At 67.2% G+C, this 21,599-nt stretch carries 17 protein-coding genes; 4 read left to right on the top strand and 13 right to left on the bottom strand.

Annotation, left to right across the window (positions count from 1 at the left end):
- Position 1 precedes the first annotated feature (1 nt).
- The gene (locus ACWDX9_RS20345) at positions 2 to 1,024 is read left to right on the top strand and encodes a suppressor of fused domain protein (protein WP_449956046.1); all 1,023 of its coding nucleotides are present in this window, start codon (positions 2 to 4) and stop codon (positions 1,022 to 1,024) included.
- Here ACWDX9_RS20345 and ACWDX9_RS20340 read toward each other — a convergent pair whose 3' ends face one another.
- The 6 genes from ACWDX9_RS20340 to ACWDX9_RS20315 all read right to left on the bottom strand — a co-directional run bounded on the left by ACWDX9_RS20340 (position 1,025) and on the right by ACWDX9_RS20315 (position 7,687).
- Positions 1,025 to 1,864 (bottom strand): phosphatidate cytidylyltransferase, encoded by an 840-nt coding sequence (locus tag ACWDX9_RS20340; RefSeq protein WP_350739047.1) that lies wholly within the window; start codon positions 1,862 to 1,864, stop codon positions 1,025 to 1,027.
- 413 nt (positions 1,865 to 2,277) lie between these two features.
- Complete coding sequence (gene frr / locus ACWDX9_RS20335; protein ID WP_192790776.1) at positions 2,278 to 2,835, bottom strand: ribosome recycling factor; 558 nt, start codon at positions 2,833 to 2,835, stop codon at positions 2,278 to 2,280.
- Positions 2,836 to 2,878: 43 nt separating this feature from the next.
- Complete coding sequence (gene pyrH / locus ACWDX9_RS20330) at positions 2,879 to 3,577, bottom strand: UMP kinase (RefSeq protein ID WP_350739050.1); 699 nt, start codon at positions 3,575 to 3,577, stop codon at positions 2,879 to 2,881.
- A 207-nt stretch (positions 3,578 to 3,784) separates the two neighbouring features.
- Complete coding sequence (gene tsf / locus ACWDX9_RS20325) at positions 3,785 to 4,618, bottom strand: translation elongation factor Ts (protein WP_449956043.1); 834 nt, start codon at positions 4,616 to 4,618, stop codon at positions 3,785 to 3,787.
- Positions 4,619 to 5,579: 961 nt separating this feature from the next.
- Positions 5,580 to 6,497 carry a 30S ribosomal protein S2 gene (gene rpsB, locus ACWDX9_RS20320; RefSeq protein ID WP_449956040.1) on the bottom strand — a complete coding sequence of 306 codons (918 nt, stop codon included), beginning with the start codon at positions 6,495 to 6,497 and terminating at the stop codon, positions 5,580 to 5,582.
- 581 nt (positions 6,498 to 7,078) lie between these two features.
- Complete coding sequence (locus ACWDX9_RS20315) at positions 7,079 to 7,687, bottom strand: ArsR/SmtB family transcription factor (protein WP_449956037.1); 609 nt, start codon at positions 7,685 to 7,687, stop codon at positions 7,079 to 7,081.
- 547 nt (positions 7,688 to 8,234) lie between these two features.
- On the opposite strand from ACWDX9_RS20315, the gene ACWDX9_RS20310 reads away from it, so the two are divergent.
- Positions 8,235 to 9,710 carry an MFS transporter gene (locus tag ACWDX9_RS20310; RefSeq protein WP_449956035.1) on the top strand — a complete coding sequence of 492 codons (1,476 nt, stop codon included), beginning with the start codon at positions 8,235 to 8,237 and terminating at the stop codon, positions 9,708 to 9,710.
- Between the two features lie 85 nt (positions 9,711 to 9,795).
- Here ACWDX9_RS20310 and ACWDX9_RS20305 read toward each other — a convergent pair whose 3' ends face one another.
- Positions 9,796 to 10,899 (bottom strand): epoxide hydrolase family protein, encoded by a 1,104-nt coding sequence (locus ACWDX9_RS20305; RefSeq protein ID WP_449956032.1) that lies wholly within the window; start codon positions 10,897 to 10,899, stop codon positions 9,796 to 9,798.
- 168 nt (positions 10,900 to 11,067) lie between these two features.
- On the opposite strand from ACWDX9_RS20305, the gene ACWDX9_RS20300 reads away from it, so the two are divergent.
- On the top strand, positions 11,068 to 12,849 hold the full coding sequence (locus tag ACWDX9_RS20300; RefSeq protein ID WP_449956030.1) for a peptidoglycan DD-metalloendopeptidase family protein: 1,782 nt from the start codon (positions 11,068 to 11,070) through the stop codon (positions 12,847 to 12,849).
- A gap of 68 nt (positions 12,850 to 12,917) precedes the next feature.
- Here the strand turns inward: ACWDX9_RS20300 and ACWDX9_RS20295 are convergent, their stop codons facing one another.
- Positions 12,918 to 13,823, bottom strand: coding sequence for a tyrosine recombinase XerC (locus ACWDX9_RS20295; RefSeq protein WP_449956027.1), 906 nt, complete (start codon positions 13,821 to 13,823; stop codon positions 12,918 to 12,920).
- 1,855 nt (positions 13,824 to 15,678) lie between these two features.
- Entirely contained in the window at positions 15,679 to 16,896 is a 1,218-nt protein-coding gene (gene dprA / locus ACWDX9_RS20290; RefSeq protein WP_449956113.1) for a DNA-processing protein DprA, read from the bottom strand.
- Positions 16,897 to 16,939: 43 nt separating this feature from the next.
- Here dprA and ACWDX9_RS20285 point away from each other — a divergent pair, with 43 nt between their 5' ends.
- The gene (locus tag ACWDX9_RS20285; RefSeq protein WP_449956024.1) at positions 16,940 to 17,248 is read left to right on the top strand and encodes a hypothetical protein; all 309 of its coding nucleotides are present in this window, start codon (positions 16,940 to 16,942) and stop codon (positions 17,246 to 17,248) included.
- A gap of 175 nt (positions 17,249 to 17,423) precedes the next feature.
- On the opposite strand, the gene ACWDX9_RS20280 is transcribed toward ACWDX9_RS20285, so the two are convergent.
- From ACWDX9_RS20280 to ACWDX9_RS20265, 4 genes are all read right to left on the bottom strand, one after another.
- On the bottom strand, positions 17,424 to 18,959 hold the full coding sequence (locus tag ACWDX9_RS20280) for a YifB family Mg chelatase-like AAA ATPase (protein WP_449956021.1): 1,536 nt from the start codon (positions 18,957 to 18,959) through the stop codon (positions 17,424 to 17,426).
- Entirely contained in the window at positions 18,960 to 19,319 is a 360-nt protein-coding gene (locus ACWDX9_RS20275; RefSeq protein ID WP_449956018.1) for a YraN family protein, read from the bottom strand.
- Between the two features lie 1,320 nt (positions 19,320 to 20,639).
- Positions 20,640 to 20,963 (bottom strand): DUF2469 domain-containing protein, encoded by a 324-nt coding sequence (locus ACWDX9_RS20270; RefSeq protein WP_026215037.1) that lies wholly within the window; start codon positions 20,961 to 20,963, stop codon positions 20,640 to 20,642.
- A 39-nt stretch (positions 20,964 to 21,002) separates the two neighbouring features.
- On the bottom strand, positions 21,003 to 21,557 hold the full coding sequence (locus ACWDX9_RS20265; protein ID WP_449956110.1) for a ribonuclease HII: 555 nt from the start codon (positions 21,555 to 21,557) through the stop codon (positions 21,003 to 21,005).
- Between the last annotated feature and the right edge of the window lie 42 nt (positions 21,558 to 21,599).

Here is a 21,599-nt window from a genome sequence, read left to right as displayed (position 1 = left end):
TATGGCGATTTTTCGGTCGGCATCTGGCGAGGGTGGCGCCGAGGTCGTTCTCGCCGCCGGCAATCCGTACGGCAGCCGGACGCTCGTGGTCGAGCGTGACGAGGACTCCTCGGTAGCTTACCTGTGCTCGCCCGACGGCACGGTGCACGGCGCCGTCTGGCTGGCCAACCATCGCCCCGCCCCGGCGGTGGTCGACCTGGCCCGCATCAACGCCGGCCTGCCGCCGCTGATGCCCAGGGCCAACACCCTCCACCCGGACGGCCGCAGGCCGCTCGGGCAGCTCACCGCGCTGTGGTTCGAGGAGGGGGACGGGGTCGCCCTGTACGAGGACGAGGAGCTGCTGGCGGTCATCCCCGGCTGGGCCGACATGAGCAGGGGCATGCCCGGCTACTCCCGCGACGCGGTGGGCGAGTCGCCGTTCGCGTGGGCGCTGTCGGAGGCTCTCGAAGGGCTGCAGCCCCGCCTCTCCAACGCCAGGTCCTACTGGGGCTGGCGGCACAGCGAGGGGTCGTGGCCGTCGTTCCAGCAGTTCGTGATGGGTCATCTGGACGGGGCGCTCGGTCCCGCGGGGCGCTATTGGGACGCCAGCGGCGAGCGGCTCCCGACCGTCGGCATCACCGAACGGCCGCCGCATCAGGGCCGCGCCTACACCGTGCTGTCCACGGTGGGGATGAGCTGCCAGCGCATGCCCACGGTCGAGCAGTGGATCGACAAGCCGGGCGCCTACGCCAGGATCGAGCTGGCCGTGGCCACCCGCGAGGACCCGCGCGACGCGGCGCTGCTGCTGGTGTGGCTGTCGCAGTATCCGTGGCACTCGGTCACGTGGCTCGGCCACGGGCACACGGCGAAGTGGTATCACGAGCCTTCGACGTTCCCGTTGGGGCCGCGGTATTCGGGGGTCCTGATGCTGGCCAACGCACCCCACATGCCAGACATGTCGGGATTCGCGTTCGGGGGTGAGGCCGTACGGTGGCTCTGGCTCTCACCGGTCACCACCGCGACGCTGGAGGCGCAGCAGCGGTAGCTAGAAGAACAGCGTCATCAGCAGCCAGACCGGCACCAGCGTCGTCACCAGCGAGTCGAGCCGGTCCATCAGACCGCCGTGTCCAGGCAGGATGGTGCCCAGGTCCTTGATGCCGAGATCCCGCTTGATCATCGACTCGATCAGGTCGCCCACGGTGGCCAGCACCGCCGCCAGCGCGCCGATCAGCGCGCCCTGCCAGATGGCGCCGTGCATCAGCCAGACCACCAGCCACGCCCCGACGGCCGTGCACGCGATCACCGACCCGGCGAGCCCTTCCCAGGTCTTCTTCGGGCTGATCGCCGTCATCTTGTGCCGGCCGAACAGCACGCCCGCGAAGTAACCGCCGATGTCGCTGGCCACGGTCACCGCGATGAAGATCAGCACCCGGTGGTCGCCGTCGTGGAGACGCAGCATCATGGGCACGAACGCCGCGAGCATGGCGGGATAGAACAGCGTGAGCACCGAGGCCGACGCGTCCCGTACATAACCGTCGGTCCCGTCGCTGAACATGCGCCAGACCAGGAGCACCAACGCGAACACCGCGAACGTGGCCAGCAGCCACGTCGGCCCGCCCCAGTACGCGCCCGCATGCATCGCCACCAGGCCCGCGAGCACCGGCACGGCGGGCACCTTGATCCCACGGGTGGCGAAGGCCTTGATCAGCTCCATCGCGCCGACGCCCACGGCAGCGGCGACCACCGGGAGGAACAGCTCCTTGATCGTGTAGATCGTGCCGATGACCAGCGCGCCCAGCACCACACCGACCGCGATCGCGGCGGGCAGGTTCCTTCCGGTACGGCCGCCGCCGCTCGAGCTGGTGTCAGCCGTACGTTCTTCCACAGAGTTTCTCCAAGAGCCACGGCCCCCGCCACTCGGGGCGAGGGCCGTTCAAGACCCGCTACCTGCGGCGGCCCGCCCAACGCGACCACCGTAGGCCCAAGCCGCTACCCGCGACGACCTGCCGCAGGCACGAACCACCACCCAACGACGACCTGCCGTAGGTGCGAACCGCCGCCCGCGACAACCCGCCGCAGGCACGAACCACCACTCACGACAACCCGCCGCAGGCACGAACCACCACCCACGACAACCCGCCGCAGGCACGAACCACCACTCACGACAACCCGCGTAAGTGCGAACCACCGCCTGCGACGACTCGCCATAGGTGCGAACCGCTGCCTGCGGCGGCCGGCCCAACGCGACTACCGTAGGCCTGCTGCCTGGGGCACGCGGTCCGCCGTGCGGCGTGCCGCTCAGACTTCGAGCAGCTCGGCTTCCTTGTGCTTGAGCAGCTCGTCAATCTTCGCGACGTGCTTCTGGGTGAGGTCGTCGAGCTCCTTCTCGGCCCGCCTGACCTCGTCCTCCCCCGCCTCGCCATCCTTGATCATCTTGTCGAGGACTTCCTTGGCGGAGCGGCGGATGTTGCGCACCGACACCTTGGCGTGCTCGCCCTTGTTCCTGGCGACCTTGATGTACTCCTTGCGCCGCTCCTCGGAGAGCTCCGGGAACGTCACGCGGATCACCTGGCCGTCGTCGGTGGGGTTGACACCGAGGTCGGAATCGCGGATGGCCTTCTCGATGGCGCCCATCGAACTCTTGTCGAAAGGCTGGATGAGCACCATGCGCGCCTCCGGCACATGGAACGACGCCAGCTGCTGGATCGGCGTCGGCGTGCCGTAGTACTCGGCGTTGATCTTGTTGAACATCGAGGGGGTGACGCGGCCCGTACGGATGGTCGCGAAGTCCTCCTTCGCGACCGAGACGGCCTTGTCCATTTTTTCCTCGGCTTCGAGGAGGGTTTCGTCGATCACAGCGGCTCCCTGTCTTCTAGCTGGCGGTGTCGGGCTCGCTCCCTCATTTGCCTGCGGGACTCACCAGCGTGCCGATTTTCTCACCGCGTACCGCTCGCAGGATGTTGCCCTCGCCCATGAGGTCGAAGACCACGATCGGCAGATCGTTGTCCTTGCACAGGCTGATCGCGGTGGCGTCCATGACAGCGAGGTCGCGGAGCAGCACCTCGCCGTAATCAAGGTGGTCGAACCTGACCGCATCCGGATTTTTGCGTGGATCGGAGTCGTAGATCCCGTCCACCTGCGTTCCCTTGAGCAGCGCCTCCGCGCCGATCTCCAGGGCCCGCTGGGACGCCGCGGTGTCGGTGGAGAAGTACGGCGAGCCGAGCCCGGCGCCGAAGATGACCACGCGCCCCTTCTCGAGGTGCCTGATCGCGCGGCGCGGCAGGAACGGCTCGGCCACCTGCTGCATGGTGATGGCGGTCTGGACGCGCGTCTCGACGCCCCGCCGCTCGAGGAAGTCCTGTAGGGCCAGGCAGTTGATGACCGTGCCGAGCATGCCCATGTAGTCGGCTCTGGCGCGGTCGATGCCTCCTTGCGACAGGGTGGCGCCGCGGAACATGTTGCCGCCACCGACCACGACCGCGACCTGTACGCCTTCCTTGACGGCCTCGGCGATCGAATCGGCCAGATGATCGACGATCAACGGATCGATGCCCAGCGGCTCGCTACCGGCGAACGCCTCTCCTGACAACTTCAGCATCACCCGCTTCCATCTGAGCGGGTTGTGCGGATTTTGAGATGAGGAAGCCGCCGTCCGTGTGGATTCGTGGGCTGGCTCCCGGTGGTCCTGCACGGCGGCGGCCTCCTTCGTTCGGTGAATCAAGTTCAGGCTGTCGGCTAGCTTCTTGCCTTGGCCGGGCGGCCCGCCTTGAGCGGCGGGCCTGCCTGGCCGGTTGCTTGCCTAAGCCTAAGCCTGACCGACCTTGAAGCGGACAAAGGCCTGGACCTCGACGCCGTTCTCCTCGGCGTACTTGCCCACGCTCTTCTTGTTGTCCTTGACGAAGGCCTGCTGGAGGAGGGTGAAGTCCTTGTACCAGCCGTTCACGCGGCCCTCGACGATCTTGGAGATGGCAGCCTCGGGCTTGCCCTCCTCGCGGGTCATCTCCTCGAAGAGCTTGCGCTCCTTCTCGACCACGTCGGCCGGGACGGAGGCTGCCTTGAGGTACTGCGGGGCCATCGCGGCGGCGTGCTGCGCGATGTCCTTGGCGACCTCGGCGTTCGGCTTGTCGAGCTGGATCAGCACGCCGACGGCCGGCGGGAGCGCCGGGTCGGTCTTGTGCATGTAAGCACCGATGTAGCCGCCCTCGAGGACCGCGAACCGGCGGATCTCGATCTTCTCGCCGAGCGCGGCGTTGGCGACGTCGAGGTGCTCCTTGACGGTCTTGCCGTCGAAGGACGACTCGAGCAGCGACGCCACGTCGGCGGGCTTGGTCTCGAGGATGTGCTCGACAACCTGGCCGGCCAACTCCTGGAAGCGCTCGCCCTTGGCCACGAAGTCGGTCTCGCAGTTGAGCTCGAGCAGCGCGGCGGCGGAGTCGCCGTCCTGCTTGAGCGCGACCAGGCCGTTGGAGGCGGTGCGGGCCTCGCGCTTACCTACGTCCTTGGCGCCCTTGAGGCGCAGGAGCTCGATAGCGCGGTCGAAGTCACCCTCGGACTCCTCGAGCGCCTTCTTGCAGTCCATCATGCCGGCAGCGGTGATTTCGCGAAGCCGCTTGACATCGGCCATGTTCACGGAAGCCATTGCTTTTCCTTGTGGGATTTCGTCGTCGTCGTGGATCAGGTGGGCAACGGCACGCCTGCTCACCCTTGGTTCGTACGGCGGGCGCTTGCCGTACGGAAGCCTTTGTCTTGCGTCAGCCTCTGTCTTGCGTTTCGGGGCCCGGCTCGCCTGGCATACTGCCCAGCCTCGCCCTGGCTTACCATCCTGGACCATCACCAGCCAGCACTGACGCCACCCGGCCGACCCGCCGCGCCCGGTTCGGGCAAACCGCCCTCTCCGGCCCGGCCGACCACCCTGGCCTGCTGAACTACCCGGTCCAACCCGGCCCGGTCATCCGCCCCGGTCACCCGGAACGGCCCGGCTCACCACCGGCCCGGCCTGCGACCCAACCCTGGATCGCAACCCAGACCTCGGCTCACAGCCCCAGCCCGCGACCCAGTCCTCAGGCCCCAGCCCGGACCCAGACCTCAGGCCCCGGCCCGAACCTCGGCTCAGGGCTTCGGCCCCGGGCCTTGAACCGCGACCTCACGGACCCGGCCCTGAATCACAGCCCTTGAACCGCGACCTCACAGGCCCGGCCCTGGACCACAGCCCTTGAACCGCAACCTCACGGACCCGGCCCGGCCCTGGACCGCGACCCAGGCCTTTGACCTACGGCCCAGATCCCGGCTCACAGCCTCAGCTTCAGCTTCGGCATCGGCCCTGAACCTTGAGCCTCGATCTCAGCCCGGCTCTTGGTCCTTGCCTGGCTGGGAAGCGTCCTCGCCTGGCGATCACTCACCCGGCGAGGCCGCGGCCCCTCGCTCAATCGTTCACTTGTCTTCGTGGCCCGTTCCTTGCCCGGTCACGGCAGGACCAGGGACATCCCTCGTCCTGCCGTTCCGTTCGCCGGAGCAAGGCGCGCGCCCTGCCTGGTGGACTCTTCACCCACCCGACCGGGACGGGCCCGTACCTGGGAAACCCGGGTACCTGAGCGCTGACGTCAGGCCTGCGGCTCGGCGTCAGCCTCACGAGCGGCCTCCTCAGCGGGGGCCGCCTCAGCCACCGGGGCGGCCTCAGGAGCAGCCTCAGCCGCGGGGGCGGGCGCCTCAGCCTCGGCGGCGGGTGCCTCAGCGGCTGCGTCGCCGGTGCCCTGCTCGATGAGCTCGCGCTCCCACTCGGCCAGCGGCTCGGCGGCGGCGGGCTTCTCGTCACCGCGAGCGGCGCCGGAGCGAGCCATCAGACCGGCCGCGACACCGTCGGCGACGACCCTGGTCAGCAGACCGACGGCGCGAATGGCGTCGTCGTTGCCCGGGATCGGGTAGTCGACCTCGTCGGGGTCGCAGTTGGTGTCGAGGATCGCGACCACAGGGATGCCAAGCTTCTTGGCCTCGCTGATCGCGATGTGCTCCTTCTTGGTGTCGACGACCCACACGGCGCTGGGCACGCGGCCCATGTCACGGATACCGCCGAGCGTGCGCTCGAGCTTGTCCTTCTCGCGACGGCGCATGAGGAGCTCCTTCTTGGTGAGCCCCGAGCCCGCGACGTTGTCGAAGTCGAGCTCCTCGAGCTCCTTCAGCCGCTGAAGCCTCTTGTGCACGGTGGAGAAGTTGGTGAGCATGCCGCCCAGCCAGCGCTGGTTGACGTACGGCATCCCGACTCGGGCAGCCTGCTCGGAGATGGCCTCCTGAGCCTGCTTCTTGGTGCCGATGAACAGGATGGTGCCGCCGTGGGCGACGGTCTCCTTGACGAAGTCGTACGCGCGGTCGATGTAAGAGAGCGACTTCTGCAGGTCAATGATGTAGATGCCGTTGCGCTCGGTGAAGATGAATCGCTTCATCTTCGGGTTCCAGCGCCGGGTCTGGTGACCGAAGTGAACGCCGCTCTCAAGCAGCTGTCGCATGGTGACGACGGGGGCCATGTGCTGGTCCTCCAGGTCTTGGCGCCCTGCGTAAGGGCGCGGTTCTCGGTTGTGCCGCAGCAGCGCGTCGTCTGCCGCCCTGATGCCCCGAAACCCCGCCAGCCGGGCCCATGGCCCGGACCGATGGCGCGGTCCGCAGTGGGGCATGCGAAGTCGGCCTGTGGTCACAGGCCACCGAAAAGTCTACCTCCCGCACCAGCCCAGCCTGACCGTCAACGGTCAATCAGACATCCAGCTCTCTCCCCCCACACCCACCCCCATCGTGATCACTCAGTCATCCAGACACCAAACACCATCAACATCTGACATGCACCGCGCCAACATCGGCCGCTTCCTGCCACTCGACCAGCACAGGGCAGTGCACCCCCACAAACCACCAGGCCAAACCCGCACCTCAGCCGCGCACCAGAGCACGGCTCCGCACGTCGACCACCGTGTCAGCCAGGCCCTCCGCCCAACCCTTGCCGAGAGCCACAACACGGTCCAGCACGCCAACCACTTTCAGCTGCGGACCAGAGCACAATCCCGCACGTCAACCACCGCCTCAGCCAGGCTCTCCGCCCACCCTTGCCGGTTCCACATCAGCCGGCCGCATCGTGATCCTCGGTAGGCAGCCCCGGCGTCGGCCTCTTCGCGACCGGGAAAAGGTTCAGTTGCGCTTCGGCGATCCTGGCCCCGCTCGGCGCGGCCTTCTCATCGCGATTGGCGATGAGGTACGGCTCGACCAGCTTCTCGATCGACTCGTTGAGCTGAGCCAGCTCCTCCGGGTCGACCCTGATCCGCATTCGGTTGAACCGGGTGACATCCCGCCACTCATCAGGCTCAGCCTCAACGGCCGCCATAGCGCGATCCGCCTCTTCATGCGCTTCCCGGCGGAACGCCAGCATCAGAGCCATCTTGGCATCCCGTACGTCCGGCTGATCGCCCGGCTTGACTCCGACGCTGATCGGCTTGTTCACGCTCTTCCACAGCCGTTCCCTGCCATCACCACGCGGCGGCGCGTCCTCCACGAACCCGTACTTGGCCAGCATGCGCAGGTGATAGCTCGCGGCACTGGGTGTGATCCCCGCGATCTCCGCCACCTCGGTGGCAGTGGCACTGCCCTCGAGACCCAGCCGATTGAGGATCATCAGGCGCGCCGGGTGGGCCAGCGCCCGCATCGCCCTGGGATCACTGAGCCCCTCACTCATGCCGCCAAGATTACCCGTCCCAAGGTGTGAAGCATTGCCTTCAAAACTATGAAGGGATATCTTCACAGTTATGAAGCGTTCCCTTCACAACTCCACCATGCCCCCGCACCAGCCAGAACGCTCGTCAATCACCCCAAGCCACGCCGACCAATACGTCCAGCACCCCGTCCCCCACCCTCACAACACCAACGCCGAAGCCACTCCCACCACCCGCGATCAACCCACCGGCCCGGCACTCCCCGGAGCCTGGGCACCCCACAACCAACGACGACCCAGACCACATCCCCCGCAACCCATAACCAGCCAAAAGGCCCGACAACCAGGCCAACCGCGCTCAGCCCAGCACCACCAAACGCCAACCCCGTACATAAAGCCCAAACGCCCACAACCACCAACCCACCCGGCCCTTAGCGCCGCGCACCCCAGTAACAGCCACGAGGCCGGCGCACAAGCCCGACCCCAGTCAGCTCAGTCCACCCCTCCAGCCGGCCACATCCGAGGCTGAAGGCGCCATGACCAAGTCGCCACGCCATTGACCGAGGATCAAATGCCTGACCGCAACCTCACCAACGAAAACCGCGCCCCTCACCACAACCACACCACCAGTGCGCACCACATCCCCCAGCGCCACACCCCCGACCCCAAGCACGCGGCTCGTGATGGCACCTCCCACTCGAATCACCCCAATCACGATGACCGCAGCTCAGACGCGCCCATCCCCCTCAGAAAACAGCGCGACTACCGCCTCCTCTGGGCCGCCCGAACGATCTCCGTCACCGGCTCGGAGGTATCCAAGCTGGCCATCCCCCTGACCGCGGTAACCCTGCTGGCCGCCTCCCCCGCCCAGATGGGCCTGCTGACGGCCGCCGCCTCGGTGCCCGCCCTCGTGTTCGGCCTGCAGTCAGGCGCCATCGCGGACCGGCTCACCCGGCACCGCCCCCTCATGATCGCCTGCGAACTCGTCTCATGTGCAGCCGCCGCCACAGTCCCCCTGGCCTGGCTCCTCGGCCTCCTCAGCGTCGCATGGCTGATCACCGTGGCCCTGGTGATCGGCACAGCCGGCGTACTCTTCAGGGCGGCGAACTTCCCCTACCTGGCAGCAGTCGCCGCCCCTCCCCAGCGAACCGAGGCGATGGCCGGCTTGCACGCCTCCTACTCGGTGGCGTCCGTCAGCGGCCCCAGCCTGGCCGGTCTCCTGGTTCAGCTCTTCACGGCCCCGCTGGCCGTATTGGCGGAGGCATTGTCGTTCCTGGCCTCAGCCCTCTTGCTCCGCGCCATCCGCACCCCGGAGAAGAACGAGCCGGCAACCTCCCGAGGCATGTGGAACGACGTCATGGAGGGCCTGCGGACCAGCGTCACCCATCCCGTACTCCGCGCTCTCCTGGGCGCAGGCGTCACGATCAACTTCTTCGCCATGGCGTACACGGCCATCTACATGCTCTACATGGTGAACACGCTCAACATCCCCAAGCCCCTGATAGGCGCCCTCATCGCCTTGAGCGGCATCGGCGGCATGCTGGGCGCCTGGGTCACGGCCCGCCTGTCCAAGCGCTATGGCGAGAACCGCATCCTGCTCGTCTCGGTGCTCTTCTTCCCCATCGAAATCCTCGCGGTAGGCCTGCTGACCGGCCCCCTTTGGTGGAAACTCTCGCTGCTCGCCCTAACCGGAACGATCACAGGCGGCATCGTCGTAGCCTTCGCCACCTGCATGGGCGCCATCACCCTGCGCGCAACCTCCCCAGAGCTCCGCGGCCGGGTGAACGCCACCATGACCTTCGCAGTGCAAGGCGTCCTGGCCCTCGGCGGCATAACCGGCGGCATCCTCGCCGAATTCATCGGTCTACGCCCGGTCATCCTCATTTGCGCAGCAGGCATAGCCCTGAGCGCCATCTGGATCTGGACATCTCCGCTACGCCCTCACCGCCGCCCAGGCCCCACTCACCTGGCGAAACCCGGCAGCGAGCCGCCCTCATCCCAAATCATGAACTCCTTGATCGCTTGCAAACGCTACGCTCCTCGCTGACCCGCCACCCCTCAGACGAAGCCCAACCCGAGCTCCGAAACCAACAGATGGCGGGCGAAAGTGCGGTCGGGTCAGAGGCGTTTGATCACTTCAACCCCCCGAAGAAGACCCGCAGATCCTTCGCCAGCATCTCCGGTGCCTCCATGGCCGGAAAGTGTCCGCCCCGCTCATGCTCCGTCCAGTGGGCCTCGGCGGGCGGGTTGATGAGCTTGCGGACGGTGGGATCAGCGCTGAACACCGCGAAACCCTGCGGCACGGCCGGAGGCGCACCCCACTCGGAAGAGTGGGCCTGTTCGTACAGGAATCGAGCGGCGGAGATGCCAGAGCCGGTGAACCAGTAGAGGCTGGCGATCGTGAGAAGCTGATCCCGGTCATAGGGCAGGTCGGTCGACCGCTCGAAGCTCTCTGCGATCCAACCCAGCTGCCCGGCGGGCGAGTCGTTGAGCAGGTAGCCGATGTTCTGGGGGCGGGTGTTCTGGATCGCCAGATAACCGGAGCCGTCGGCGCGGAACTCGGCCATCCGCTCCAGGGCAGACTGGTCGACCGGGTCCGCCGGGTCGAGCCTGTCGGCCATACCGGGCAGGAACGTGGCCGTGGCCGCCGCCGTGTACGGATCGGTCACCGCATGAACGCCCACGACATGCTCGCCATCAAGGCCGGCCACCGCGCCGGAGACGCCGGCACCGATGTCGCCACCGTGGACACCGTATCGGTCGTAGCCGAGCCGCCGCATCAGCTCTATCCAGGCCCGAGCGGTACGAGCCATCGCCCAGCCCGTCTCGCCCACCGGCGTGGAGAAGACGAAGCCGGGCAGTGACGGTACCACCACGTGAAAGTCCTGCCGCAGGTGCTCGATCAGCATGGTGAACTCGGCGAACGCGCTGGGGTAGCCGTGAGTGAGCACCAGCGGCAGAGCGTCGGGGTTGCCGGATCGGACGTGCAGAAAGTGGATCCGCTGCCCATCGATCTCGGTGGTGAACTGTGGGTACTCGTTGAGCCGCGCCTCGGCAGCGCGCCAGTCGTAACTCTCGGCCCAGTACGCAACCAGCTCCTTCAGAAACTCCAGCGGCACCCCGCGACTCCACCCGATGCCGGGCAGTTCGTCCGGCCAGCGAGTCCGGGCCAACCGGACTTTCAGGTCATCGACGTCGGGCTGAGGGACAGCGATGGTGAACGGCCGAATCTCCATCTGACGCTCCTTGTCGGCTTGAAGTGTTGGCCACGCTAGGAGCCAATGCGGCACATTTCCTTCCGCAATCGCCCGACGATTCAGCACCTGCGATCCACCCAGCAACCGTCGCCCCGGTAAAACCCCGCCGGTTCCCCACACACGCGCCCCGACCAAGACCGTCCGCGCATGTCCCCTCCCACTGACCTGCACAAGGCCAGAACCGGCAGCCCCATCATCGCAGCGCTTCATCCCACCCCGATCCACCATCGGGCCAGTTATCCACAGCTCACAAACGCCTCGCCCGCTCCATCCCCAGAACCCCATTCGCCTCCCAACCACCCCGACACGCTCAACCAAACTCGCGCCATGACCTCTCTCCCTCCCACCCCGGCAACCCACCCACCAGCGTCAACAACCACCCTCACAACCGAAGGAAGGCCCACCCACTCCACAGAGCCCGACACCCACCACCCCATCGGCGCCCCCACCCTGGACTGCCTCCACCAAACACTCCACCCCAACAGAACGCCTTACCCACCCAAGGCAACGCAGGGCACCCCACCACCGCCCACCCACCGGTTCCCCAAACCGGCCCAAGACGCCACATCATCTCCACCCCACCACCCCCTCAACCCACCCCGAGAAGACCAACCACTTCACACTCACCAAGCCCCCACGCCCAGCCAAGAACCCACACCACCCCGTACTGGCCAGGCCCCCACACCCAGGCAAAAGGCCACACCACCCCGGCCTCGCCAAACCCCCACACCACCCGGTACTGGCCAGGCCCCCACACCCGGGCAAAGAGCCATGTCGCCCCACCCTCGCCATGCCCTCACGGCTGCCCAATGTGTCCTGACAACACTGCTCTTCGCTGCCGCCGCGATCGTTCTTCTCCCCGCTCCCTCAGCAAGAGCATCTCCACCCACATGGCGCTGGCCACTAGACGGACATCCCCGCGTGCTGCGCCGCTTCACCCCACCGCCCGAGCCCTGGCTTGCCGGACACCGCGGCATCGACCTGGCCGCTCCCCCATCCACCCCAGTCCTCGCAGCCGGCCCCGGCACAATCCGCTTCGCCGGCCCCGTAGCCGGAAAAGGCGTGGTCACCGTCGAGCACGAGGGCGGCCTCCGTACGACGTACCTCCCTGTCAAAGCGTCCGTACGGCGAGGCGAGCCCGTCGCCCCGGGATCCAGGCTCGGCGTCGTAGAAGCCTCATCAGGCCACTGCCGGGAATCTTGCCTGCACTGGGGCCTCCGACGCGGCACCCATTACCTCGATCCCCTCCTGCTCCTGGGCCAGGCGACTATCCGCCTCCTCCCCTTCTGGCACGAAGACGAGAACCCGCTCCCGCATGAGCACTCTCTACGGGATGTCGACGAGCACGAGCACCTCCTCCAACCACCAGTCGGAGAGACCACCGGCCCGCTCACCACACAGCCACGAAGATCCCCAGCCGACCTCGGCCCTGCACCACCAGCAACGCCAAGGGCCCTGACCGCCACCCCACCCACCCTCACCTTGATCAAGCACGAGACCCACAGCCTGCCCCGGGACACCCCATTGCCAAGCCGTCACGACAGCACACCAGGCCAACGCCACCCCCTGGCAGCCGCCGACTCCTTCACTCCCACCACCTCACGCCGGAGACACCACCCCGCTCGCTCCACCCCGGCGCTCGACTTCCTGACCCGCTCGGCCTCGACCGCCACCACGACATCGGCCATCGGCCTCGGCACCCTGCTAGGGATAGGTCTCCTGATCACAGCCCTGCGCAGCCACAGACGTACTCGAACAGACCGCCGTCCCCGACGAAGGGGCCAGCACCGCGCCAGCACAGGAGAAGAGCAAGGGCCCGCGAACACCGGCGCCCGACACCGTGGTGAGAAGCACCCAGCGCCCAGCCGCCCCACAACCACCAACGCGAAGTCCGGCCGCCACCGCAAATCCGCGACCGACAGAAACTAGAAGATCATCCGACGACGCATTCAGCCAACCATCGACCTACCCGCGTACTTGATCATCGCTATCCCTCATCAGGCCCTCGGATGCGCCTGTCGGTAAGCCGCCCGCAGCCGCTCGATCGAGACATGCGTATAGATCTGCGTGGTGTTCAGAGACGCATGTCCAAGCAGCTCCTGAACACTCCGTAGGTCCGCACCACCCTCAAGCAAGTGAGTCGCCGCACTGTGCCGCAACCCATGCGGCCCCATGTCCGGAGCCCCGTCCACCTGAGCCAGCCGCGCATGCACGACCCGCCGAACGGTCCCCGCATCGATGCGGCCACCCCGTACCCCAAGGAAGAGCGCAGCCCCTGACCGCGCCCGAACCCACAACGGCCGCCCGTGAATGCACCACTTGTCCACCGCCCGAAGAGCAGGCAGCCCAAAAGGCACAGACCGTTCCTTGCGCCCTTTGCCCAGGACCCGGATGACATGCCGATCCCGATCCACATCATCGACGTCGAGCCCGCACAACTCGCTCACCCGCACACCGGTGGCGTACAGCAACTCAAGAAGGGCTTGATCTCGAAGTTCCTTCGGCTCCCCAGCCGAGGGCACCTCCAGGACGGCCTGCGCCTGCTCCTGAGCGAGAACAGCAGGCAACGGCCGAGCCGCCTTCGCGCTGCCCAGCAACAGCCCCGGATCGGCCGCAAGCCAGCCGCGGCGGTAGCAGTAGGCGGTAAAGGTACGAACGCAAGCGGTCCGCCGCGCCAGCGTGGCCCGAGCCTTGCCGGCCCGATACTGCCCAGCCAGCCACTCACGAAGCACCCCGATATCAAGTCCTTCCAGCCGCCCATCCACATGATCAAGCAAGGAGTTGACGTCAGTCAGATAGGCCCGCACCGTGTGCTGCGAAAGATCCCGCTCAATCCGCAGATGCCGCCCGAACTCCCCCACCACTTCTTCACGACCGACACCCCCACTCATCCCAGAACTCACACTCCGACCCCTCCCACTAACTGCCATGCCACGACAGGCAGAAAAACTTCATCGCCCCACTCAAGCTCAACCCCATCCCAGGAACAACTCATAACCACCGGAGTCAGAACAACACCGCACCTCTCAACCACGAACCAACCCCGCCCGTGGTCAACCAGCGCCTTGTTTGCCCCGTTTCAGGTCATTTCGCGCCAGGTTCGCCAGCCCCTGGAGGCGCCCAGGACCCCGTTGCGCGCCAGGCCAGGCCCTCGACCCGGGCCCGCAGATGTCCAGCCGCCCGCCCGGGTTAACGGCACTTCGGAGACCCGTTCGAAGTCGGCCAGGTTGCGGGTTCTCGTAGGTGCTGTGGTGAACGACCTCGGTTCCCTCCACCCTGGCATGGACCACCTCCACTCAACCCGGGGCACACCACGACTCCACCAGACTCGGGGCACACCAGTTCGAGAACACGTCCATCGTGGCATGACAATCCAGAAACGCGACTCCATCGAACCCAGGGCACTCCAGGGTCTCCATCAAAGTCGGGGCGGTTCACGTTGCCTTCCCGCGTTGAGCCGACCCAGCACCATGGAGTGGAGTCACACCACCTGGCCGCGCATCTTCGCCCTGGACCCTTTCGGCCATGACAGCAGCAGGCGCAGTGCCACCTCAACTTGATCGTGGTCTGCGCCATAGGACCGAGCGAACTCGGACGACCGCTCACGAGCGTGGAGTTGGAAGTTCAAGAGCGAGGAGCTGGGAAATGGTGACGGCCATCGCTTGTTCCTTCGAGGGCCTAAGTCGAGACCGAAGGAGAGCAAAGCGATGGCCGCAGACATCAGTCTGCTCCGCGAGCGGTGGTTCGCGAAGGGGATCCGCAACCGGTGACCCCGACTTTGTCGCAGCCCGTGATCAATGCTCTGACCAGCACAGACAAAGCCGTTCACATCCCTGATTTCACTGACATCTTCGTCGTTCCGCTGACATTCACCAGTTGAGGCGGCCGACATTTGAACGGGGAGAAAACCCTCCCTCAGCCCCGCTGGGTCCACCGACTCCTGGACGCCGGGCGCCCCTCCGGCGGACCAGCGGACGCGCGGTCTGAGGATGATGTGGTTGAGGCGGGGAGGGCACACAGCGGTGGGTGTCGCCGAAGGCTGAGAGCGCTTCAGAAACGACGGGCTCTGGAGCGCCCATGCGCTCCTCAAAAACAAAACGCTGGGCGGGGCGGGCGCGAATGTTTGGCGGCGACCCGGGGCGCGGGGTTACGTCCCCCGGGAAGCCGGCATGCAGGAGTATGTTCGCCTGCCTCCACGTCTCAGCGACGGTGACTTATGGCATCGCCCGAACGGACACCCTCGCCTCGCACCAAACGGTCCTGGCAGGTCAGACAACTGTCCCCACCTACCCACTCACCGCCCAGCCCACCGCATAGACAAACTCGGCGGTCTTGTCCGGGCCGGAGTTGTCCGTCAGATGGCGACACACCGTCCAGCCCGCCGCCGTCCAGCCCGCCGCCGTCCAGCCCGCCGTCCAGCCCGCCGCCAACCGCCGACCGCCGACCGCCGACCGCCGACCGCCGACCGCCGACCGCCGACCGCCGACCGCCGACCAGAGCATGGCGGGCCGTTACCCACGTGACAAGTCGTTGCCCAGTTCCCAAGGCTCTGTCGTGTCGGACGCCATCCCCGTACATCACGGCCGGCTGTCGGCGCATGGCTGGGCGGCTGGGCGGCTTGGCGGGCCATTCCCTGCCCGAGCTGGCGGGCCATTCCCTGCCCGAGGGCCCTGTACCGATCGGGCAGCAGTTTCTCGGGCCATAGCGGTCGTCGCATTGGCTCGGTCCGGGTGCCTTCAGAGGTGGATTGTTTGTGCCTCAGCGCCAACCGTGCTGCTCGGGTTCGAGGGGGAAGTCGTCGTCTGGGAACGGGGGATCGTCGGATGCGTCGGGCTCGGGGGTAGCTGGGGGTTCTAGGGCCGCGGAATCGGGGGCTTTGGGGTAGGAGGCGAACTGTTTGCGAAGGCGCCAGCCGTTTGTGGTTCGTTCTATGTAGCCTGCGGCCGCTAGGCCGCCCAAGGCGCTCAAGGTGGCGTCCAGGCTTAGCCCTGCGGCGACCGCTATGGACGCAGGACCTGCGCCACCACGGGTGGGGATCGCGTCGAGGACTTTTCGGGTGGGTTCGTTGAGTTTGTCTCTGGGGACTGCAGGAGCTCGGGACGGAGGGGCCAGGTCGTCGCCTATTACGCCGACCAGGTCGATCATCTCCTCCGGAGAGGTTACGCATACGGCTTTGCGGTCGCGGAGAAGCTTGTGACAGCCGGCCGACATGGTCGAGATGACCGGGCCCGGGACTGCCGCCAGGTGTCTGTTGAGCGATACGGCGTGGGCGGCTGTGTTGAGAGCTCCGCTGCGTAGGGCTGCCTCGACCACTACCGTCCCCCTTGACAGGGCGGCTATCAGGCGGTTTCTGATGAGGAAGCGGGCTCGAGTGGGGTGGACGCCGGGCGGGCATTCGCTGATCACGACGCCCCGATCTCTAACGGCGGAGAACAGGACTTCGTGGCTCGCCGGGTAGCAGATGTCCACACCGCAGGCCAGGACTACCACCGTTGGTGCATCGGCGGCCAGGGCTCCTCGGTGCGCCGCACCGTCCACACCGTGGGCGCCGCCTGACACGACGGTCCAGCCCGACTCGCCGAGACCGGCGCCAAACTCGGCTGCGATGTGGGTGCCGTACGACGTGGCGGCTCGTGCCCCCACGACCGCCACTGACTTGAGGCAGGAGAAGCGCAAGTCGGCCGTGCCATGGAGCCACAGACCGAGGGGGCGGCCGGGGCCTAGCTGGTCCAGTTGGGTGGGCCATTCCGGGCTTCCCGGGGTGACCAATCGGGCTCCGGACTTTTCTCCGTTTTCCAGGTCTGCTGCTGGGTTGGCCGCTGCCAGGCGGGCGTGCCAGGCGTTGAGACGGGCGGTGAGGTCGGGGGGACGATCTTGGTGAGCTTCCTGAGCCCGCTTGACTTCCTGGGCTACGAACTCTGGTGGCAGAGTGCGGGCGCGGATCGCCTCCACTACCGATGAGGCCCCGTACCGCATCACTAGACGGCCCATGATGGGGTCGCCGACGTCCGCCGCCCTCATGAGCGCGGCTCTGGCCTCAGTTTCGCTCCTGGCCGAGATTGAGTCCGAGGTCGATGTAGTGGCCGAGGTCGATGTAGTGGCCGAGGCAGCGACCGTAGCCGAGGGGGCGACCGTAGCCGAGGGGGCGACCGTAGCCGAGGGGGCGACCGTAGCCGAAGGGGCGATGGCGGGCGAGGTGGCGACCGCAGCCGAGGTAGTGGTCGTGGACGAGGTGGTGATCGTGGCAGTGGTGGCCACAGCTTCTCCCGGGATTGAGCTGGGCATGAGGGCTCCTGAAGGGATGGGGGTGGCCGGTGGCGAGAGCTGAACGGGATGAGGACCTGGTCGTAGTGCGGGAGCAGGTCATGGTGCCGGAGCACGTCGCGGTGCCGGAGCACGTCGTAGTGCCCAAAGCACGTCGCGGCGCTGCGTGGGGCGCGGTGTGGGGTGGGGTGTGGGGTGGGGGGTCGGGTTTGGGGTGGGGGGTCGGGTTTGGGGTGGGGTTAGGACTTCACTCCTAGCCAGAAGCTGAGGGCGGCATTTGTTTCGTCCTCCTCCGGGGTGTCCTTGTCGGCCAGGTCGGCGAGGGTCCATGCGACTCGTACGACGCGGTCCAGGCCGCGGGCGGTGAGGGTGCCGGAGTCGAGGCAGGACGTCATGGGCTTCATGGCCTCGTTGGACGGGCGGTAGTCGGAGTGGAGCAGGGAGGAGGGGATTTCGGCATTCGTGCGCCAGGGCGTGCCGGTCAGGCGTTTGGCGGCGCGTTCGCGGGCCAGGAGGACGCGTTCGGCCACTGTCTTGCTCGTTTCTACGAACTGGCGGTCGGCCAGGAGTTCGCGTCTGGACGAGCGGACCACGGTGACCTTCATGTCTATGCGGTCCAGGAGCGGGCCGGAGAGCCTGCCCAGGTAGCGGCGCTTGATCGTTGGGGTGCACTTGCAGGTATCCCCTTGGTCCTCGGCCTGGGCGCACGGGCAGGGGTTGGCCGCCAGGACGAGCATGAACCTGGCCGGGAACGTGACCGAGCCCGCGGACCTCGACACCGTCACGCGGCCGGACTCCAGAGGCTGCCGGAGGGCGTCGAGCACGTGGCGGGGGAACTCGGGGGCCTCGTCCAGGAAGAGGACGCCTCTGTGGGCGAGGGAGACGGCTCCTGGGCGTACGATCGCGCTGCCTCCGCCGATGATCGCGGCGGACGTCGCCGTGTGGTGGGGGCTGACGAACGGGGGTCTGCTCATCATGGGAGCATTCGGCGGCAGGGCGCCCGCGACGGAGTGGATGGCCGTGACCTCCAGAGCGTGGTCGAGCTCCAGGTCCGGCAGGAGGGTGGGGAGGCGTTCGGCCAGCATGGTCTTGCCGGTGCCCGGCGGGCCGAGCATCCAGAGGTTGTGGCCGCCTGCCGCGCACACCTCCAGAGCCCGTCGGGCGACCGGCTGGCCCACGACGTCCGCAAGATCTACCGCCGGGCCGTCGGTGGACTTGGGCAACTCTGCGCACTCCTCGACCCGGGGCTCGGGCTCATCGTCTCCCCCGCGCAGCCACTCCACGAGCTGGCGGAGGTGTGAAACCGGGATCACTTTGACGTTGGGCACCAGGGCGGCCTCGGCTGAGTTCGCGGCGGGGACGACGACGGTGACGTCACCGTGTTTGGCCGCGCCGAGGATGGAGGGCAGCACGCCGCGTACAGGTCTGATGCGGCCGTCGAGGCCGAGCTCACCCAGGAAGAACGGCTCCGCGATGCGCTCGGCCGGGATCATGCCCGCGGCGCCCAGAATGGCCACGGCAATGGCGAGATCGAACTGGGAACCGCGTTTGGGGAGGCTGGCCGGGAAGAGGCTGACGATGATGCGGGCGTCGGGCCAGGGATAGGCGCTGTTGACCATCGCGGACCTGACCCGATCTCGGGCCTCGCTGAGCGCCGTGTCGGGGAGGCCGATGAGGTGGATGCCGGCCAGGCCGTTGCCCACGTCGGCCTCGACCTCGACGGTGCGGCCGGCGACTCCGATCACGGCCACGCTGCGCGTACGGGCCACGGCCATCTAGATCGCCCCCCGTACGTGACTCAGGGCGAAGTCACCGGCGAAACGCTCAAGGGCGACCACGTCCACCCGTACGGTGCGGAACGTGCGCGGCTGCGCGGCCAGCCACTTGGCCGCGAGCATCCTCAGCCTGGCCAGCTTGACCGGGCTCACGGACTCCAGGGCTGTGCCGTGAGATCTGCCCGATCGGGTTTTGACCTCGACGACGACCAGGGTGGAGCCCTCTTCGGCGATGATGTCGATCTCGCCCTGGCGGCAGCGCCAGTTGCGGGCGATTATCTGCATCCCCTCGGCCTCCAGGTAGGTCACCGCTACCTGTTCGCCTTGTTTGCCGAGGTCTTGGTCGTGTTTCGCGGCCATGTGCCACCTCCGTCGTCGGTCTGGTGCTGGTCCGGGCACCGACTTTCGTGGATGAGGGGTGGTGGGGGTGGGGCCGAATGGGGTTCTGGGGATGGTGGGGGTGGGTCAGGGCTCGGTTGTGGATAGCGCGGTTGCGGACGGGCGGCGTTGCGGACGGGCGGCGTTGCGGACGGGCGGCGTTGCGGACGGGCGGGGTTCTGGGTCCAGGGATGGGTGAGGGGCTGAGGCTCGGCGGTGCTGGTCGGCGAGTGGCTCGGTCGCACGGGCCTCACGCGGTGGGGGCACGGGTCCGTGGACGAGGCTCGGGTCATGCAGGGGCCGACGGTCTGAGGGCCAGCGGTCTGAGGGCCAACGGTCTGAGGGCCAGCGGTCTGAGGGCCAACGGTCTGAGGGCCAGCGGTCTGAGGGCCAACGGTCTGAGGGCCAGCGGGCTGGCCCGCGGCTGGGGCCGTGGGTCCGGTTCGCGGGTGAGGCTTGCAGTGCCGATGGCTGTGGTGTCTGGCGTTTCGGCCAGCTGGTCGCATGTGGGCATGGGTGGTGTGGCTGTGGGCACGGTGGCACGGCTCGACGCGGTGCCGTGGGGCGGTGTGGTGCCGTGGGGCAGCGTGGTGCCGTGGGCGAAGCGGTGCCTTGGGTGGTGTGGGCAGGCCTGTGGGCATGCGTGGGTTGCCGCGGCTGTGCGTTATCGCGGCTTGTGGCGGTGGATTGCGTCGCTCCTCGAGCGACGATGGGCCTTAGCACTGGCACGCAACGGCCGCTGCAAGGTGGCAGCTTGGGGACCTGAGGGATGACGCTCGTGGGAGTGGTCCGCGGCGTCAGTCGACCTGACCGGCGCACCAGGGTTAGCGGCTGGCTCACAGGGGTCGGTGCGGGTGGCGGTTTGGGGGCTGTACACCGCGGTGAGCCATCCGGGTGCCACAGCGCCTGCATAGGGCGCTCTGGGGCGCCATAGGGCACGGTGGGCTCATGAGCGTGGGTACGCGGCGCTGGCCGCCCCGCACGGCGTACGGTGACGGCTTGCCGGGGCATGCACAGTAACGGCTGACCGTTCCAGTCCTCAGTAGTGGCCGACCGTTGCAACCCTCAGCAGCGGCTGACCGTTGCAGTCCCACGGCGGTGGTTCGCCGTTGCAGTCCCACGGTGACGACTCGCGGCTACAGTCCACGGCGACGGTTCCTCGGTGGGAAGCACGTGTGTGGCCCGCGAGGGGGTGTCTGTGGCGCCTGGTGGTGAGGTTGTGGGGCGCGTGCTGGCTGAGCCCGTCCAGAGGCATGCCGCCGGCGGCCGGTCAGGCTGCGAGAGGGTACGGCCCCCGCCTCGTCACCCCGAGAACCCCTCCTTGGGCATCTCGAGGTCCGCCTTGGCCAGTTCTTCCACGTTCACATCTTTAAACGTGACCACCCGAACGTTCTTCACGAACCGCGCCGGCCGGTACATGTCCCACACCCAGGCGTCCTGCATCTTCACGTCGAAGAAGACGTCGCCGTTCTCCGCGGTACGGACGTCGAGGTCGACCGAGTTGGTCAGATAGAACCGACGCTCAGTCTCGACCACGTACGTGAACAAACCGACGACATCCCGGTATTCGCGGTAAAGCTGCAGCTCCATCTCGGTTTCGTACTTTTCGAGATCTTCTGCGCTCATCGCGGTCCTCCTGTCGTACCGGTCCCCCGGTTCGCCTGGTCAGGCAACCCCGGCCCCCATTTCATTTTCACCCATCCCCCTCGCCACCGTGACGAAGGAGTATCGGTGATCAGGACACGGCCCGTGCGTTTCCAGCGCCAGCCGGTGTCCTGGTGTGACATACCCCTTGTGCACGGCGAAACCGTACTGCGGGTAGCGCCCGTCGAGCGCGACCATGAGGCGGTCTCGAGTCACCTTGGCCACGATCGACGCCGCCGCCACGCATGCGGCCACCTGGTCCCCCTTCCACACGGCCAGCGACGGCGCCGGGAGGCCCGGCACCGGGAAGCCGTCCGTCAGGATGTACTCCGGGTCACAAGGCAACTGTGCGACAGCCCGCCGCATTCCTGAAACGTTGCATTTGTGAAGACCTTTAGCGTCGATCTCCCCCGGCGGGATGATCACCAATCCGATGTGGGAGACGCGGACGATCTGGTCGTACAGACGTTCGCGCACCGCCGGGGACAGCAGCTTCGAGTCGCCGAGGCCGTCGATCTGCCTGCGCAGGATCACGGCCGCGACGACGAGGGGGCCCCCCCCCGCGCGTCGGTTTATTAAAACTATTTAAATCACATAACAAATCTCAAAAAAAGTTTT

It is taken from the genome of Nonomuraea sp. NPDC003201, assembly GCF_053590415.1.
Note: the sequence above shows the minus strand (reverse complement) of the source record. Positions and strands in the feature narration are given on the sequence as shown.

Coding starts and splice junctions, on each gene's coding strand:
- ACWDX9_RS20300 (WP_449956030.1), top strand. CDS start 11,068: ATGTCCCCTCCCACTGACCTGCACAAGGCCAGAACCGGCAGCCCCATC.
- ACWDX9_RS20270 (WP_026215037.1), bottom strand. CDS start 20,963: ATGAGCGCAGAAGATCTCGAAAAGTACGAAACCGAGATGGAGCTGCAG.
- ACWDX9_RS20310 (WP_449956035.1), top strand. CDS start 8,235: ATGCCTGACCGCAACCTCACCAACGAAAACCGCGCCCCTCACCACAAC.
- rpsB (WP_449956040.1), bottom strand. CDS start 6,497: ATGGCCCCCGTCGTCACCATGCGACAGCTGCTTGAGAGCGGCGTTCAC.
- ACWDX9_RS20315 (WP_449956037.1), bottom strand. CDS start 7,687: ATGAGTGAGGGGCTCAGTGATCCCAGGGCGATGCGGGCGCTGGCCCAC.
- ACWDX9_RS20275 (WP_449956018.1), bottom strand. CDS start 19,319: ATGGCCGCGAAACACGACCAAGACCTCGGCAAACAAGGCGAACAGGTA.
- ACWDX9_RS20305 (WP_449956032.1), bottom strand. CDS start 10,899: ATGGAGATTCGGCCGTTCACCATCGCTGTCCCTCAGCCCGACGTCGAT.
- tsf (WP_449956043.1), bottom strand. CDS start 4,618: ATGGCTTCCGTGAACATGGCCGATGTCAAGCGGCTTCGCGAAATCACC.
- ACWDX9_RS20280 (WP_449956021.1), bottom strand. CDS start 18,959: ATGGCCGTGGCCCGTACGCGCAGCGTGGCCGTGATCGGAGTCGCCGGC.
- pyrH (WP_350739050.1), bottom strand. CDS start 3,577: ATGCTGAAGTTGTCAGGAGAGGCGTTCGCCGGTAGCGAGCCGCTGGGC.
- dprA (WP_449956113.1), bottom strand. CDS start 16,896: ATGCGGTACGGGGCCTCATCGGTAGTGGAGGCGATCCGCGCCCGCACT.
- ACWDX9_RS20285 (WP_449956024.1), top strand. CDS start 16,940: ATGAGCGCGGCTCTGGCCTCAGTTTCGCTCCTGGCCGAGATTGAGTCC.
- ACWDX9_RS20345 (WP_449956046.1), top strand. CDS start 2: ATGGCGATTTTTCGGTCGGCATCTGGCGAGGGTGGCGCCGAGGTCGTT.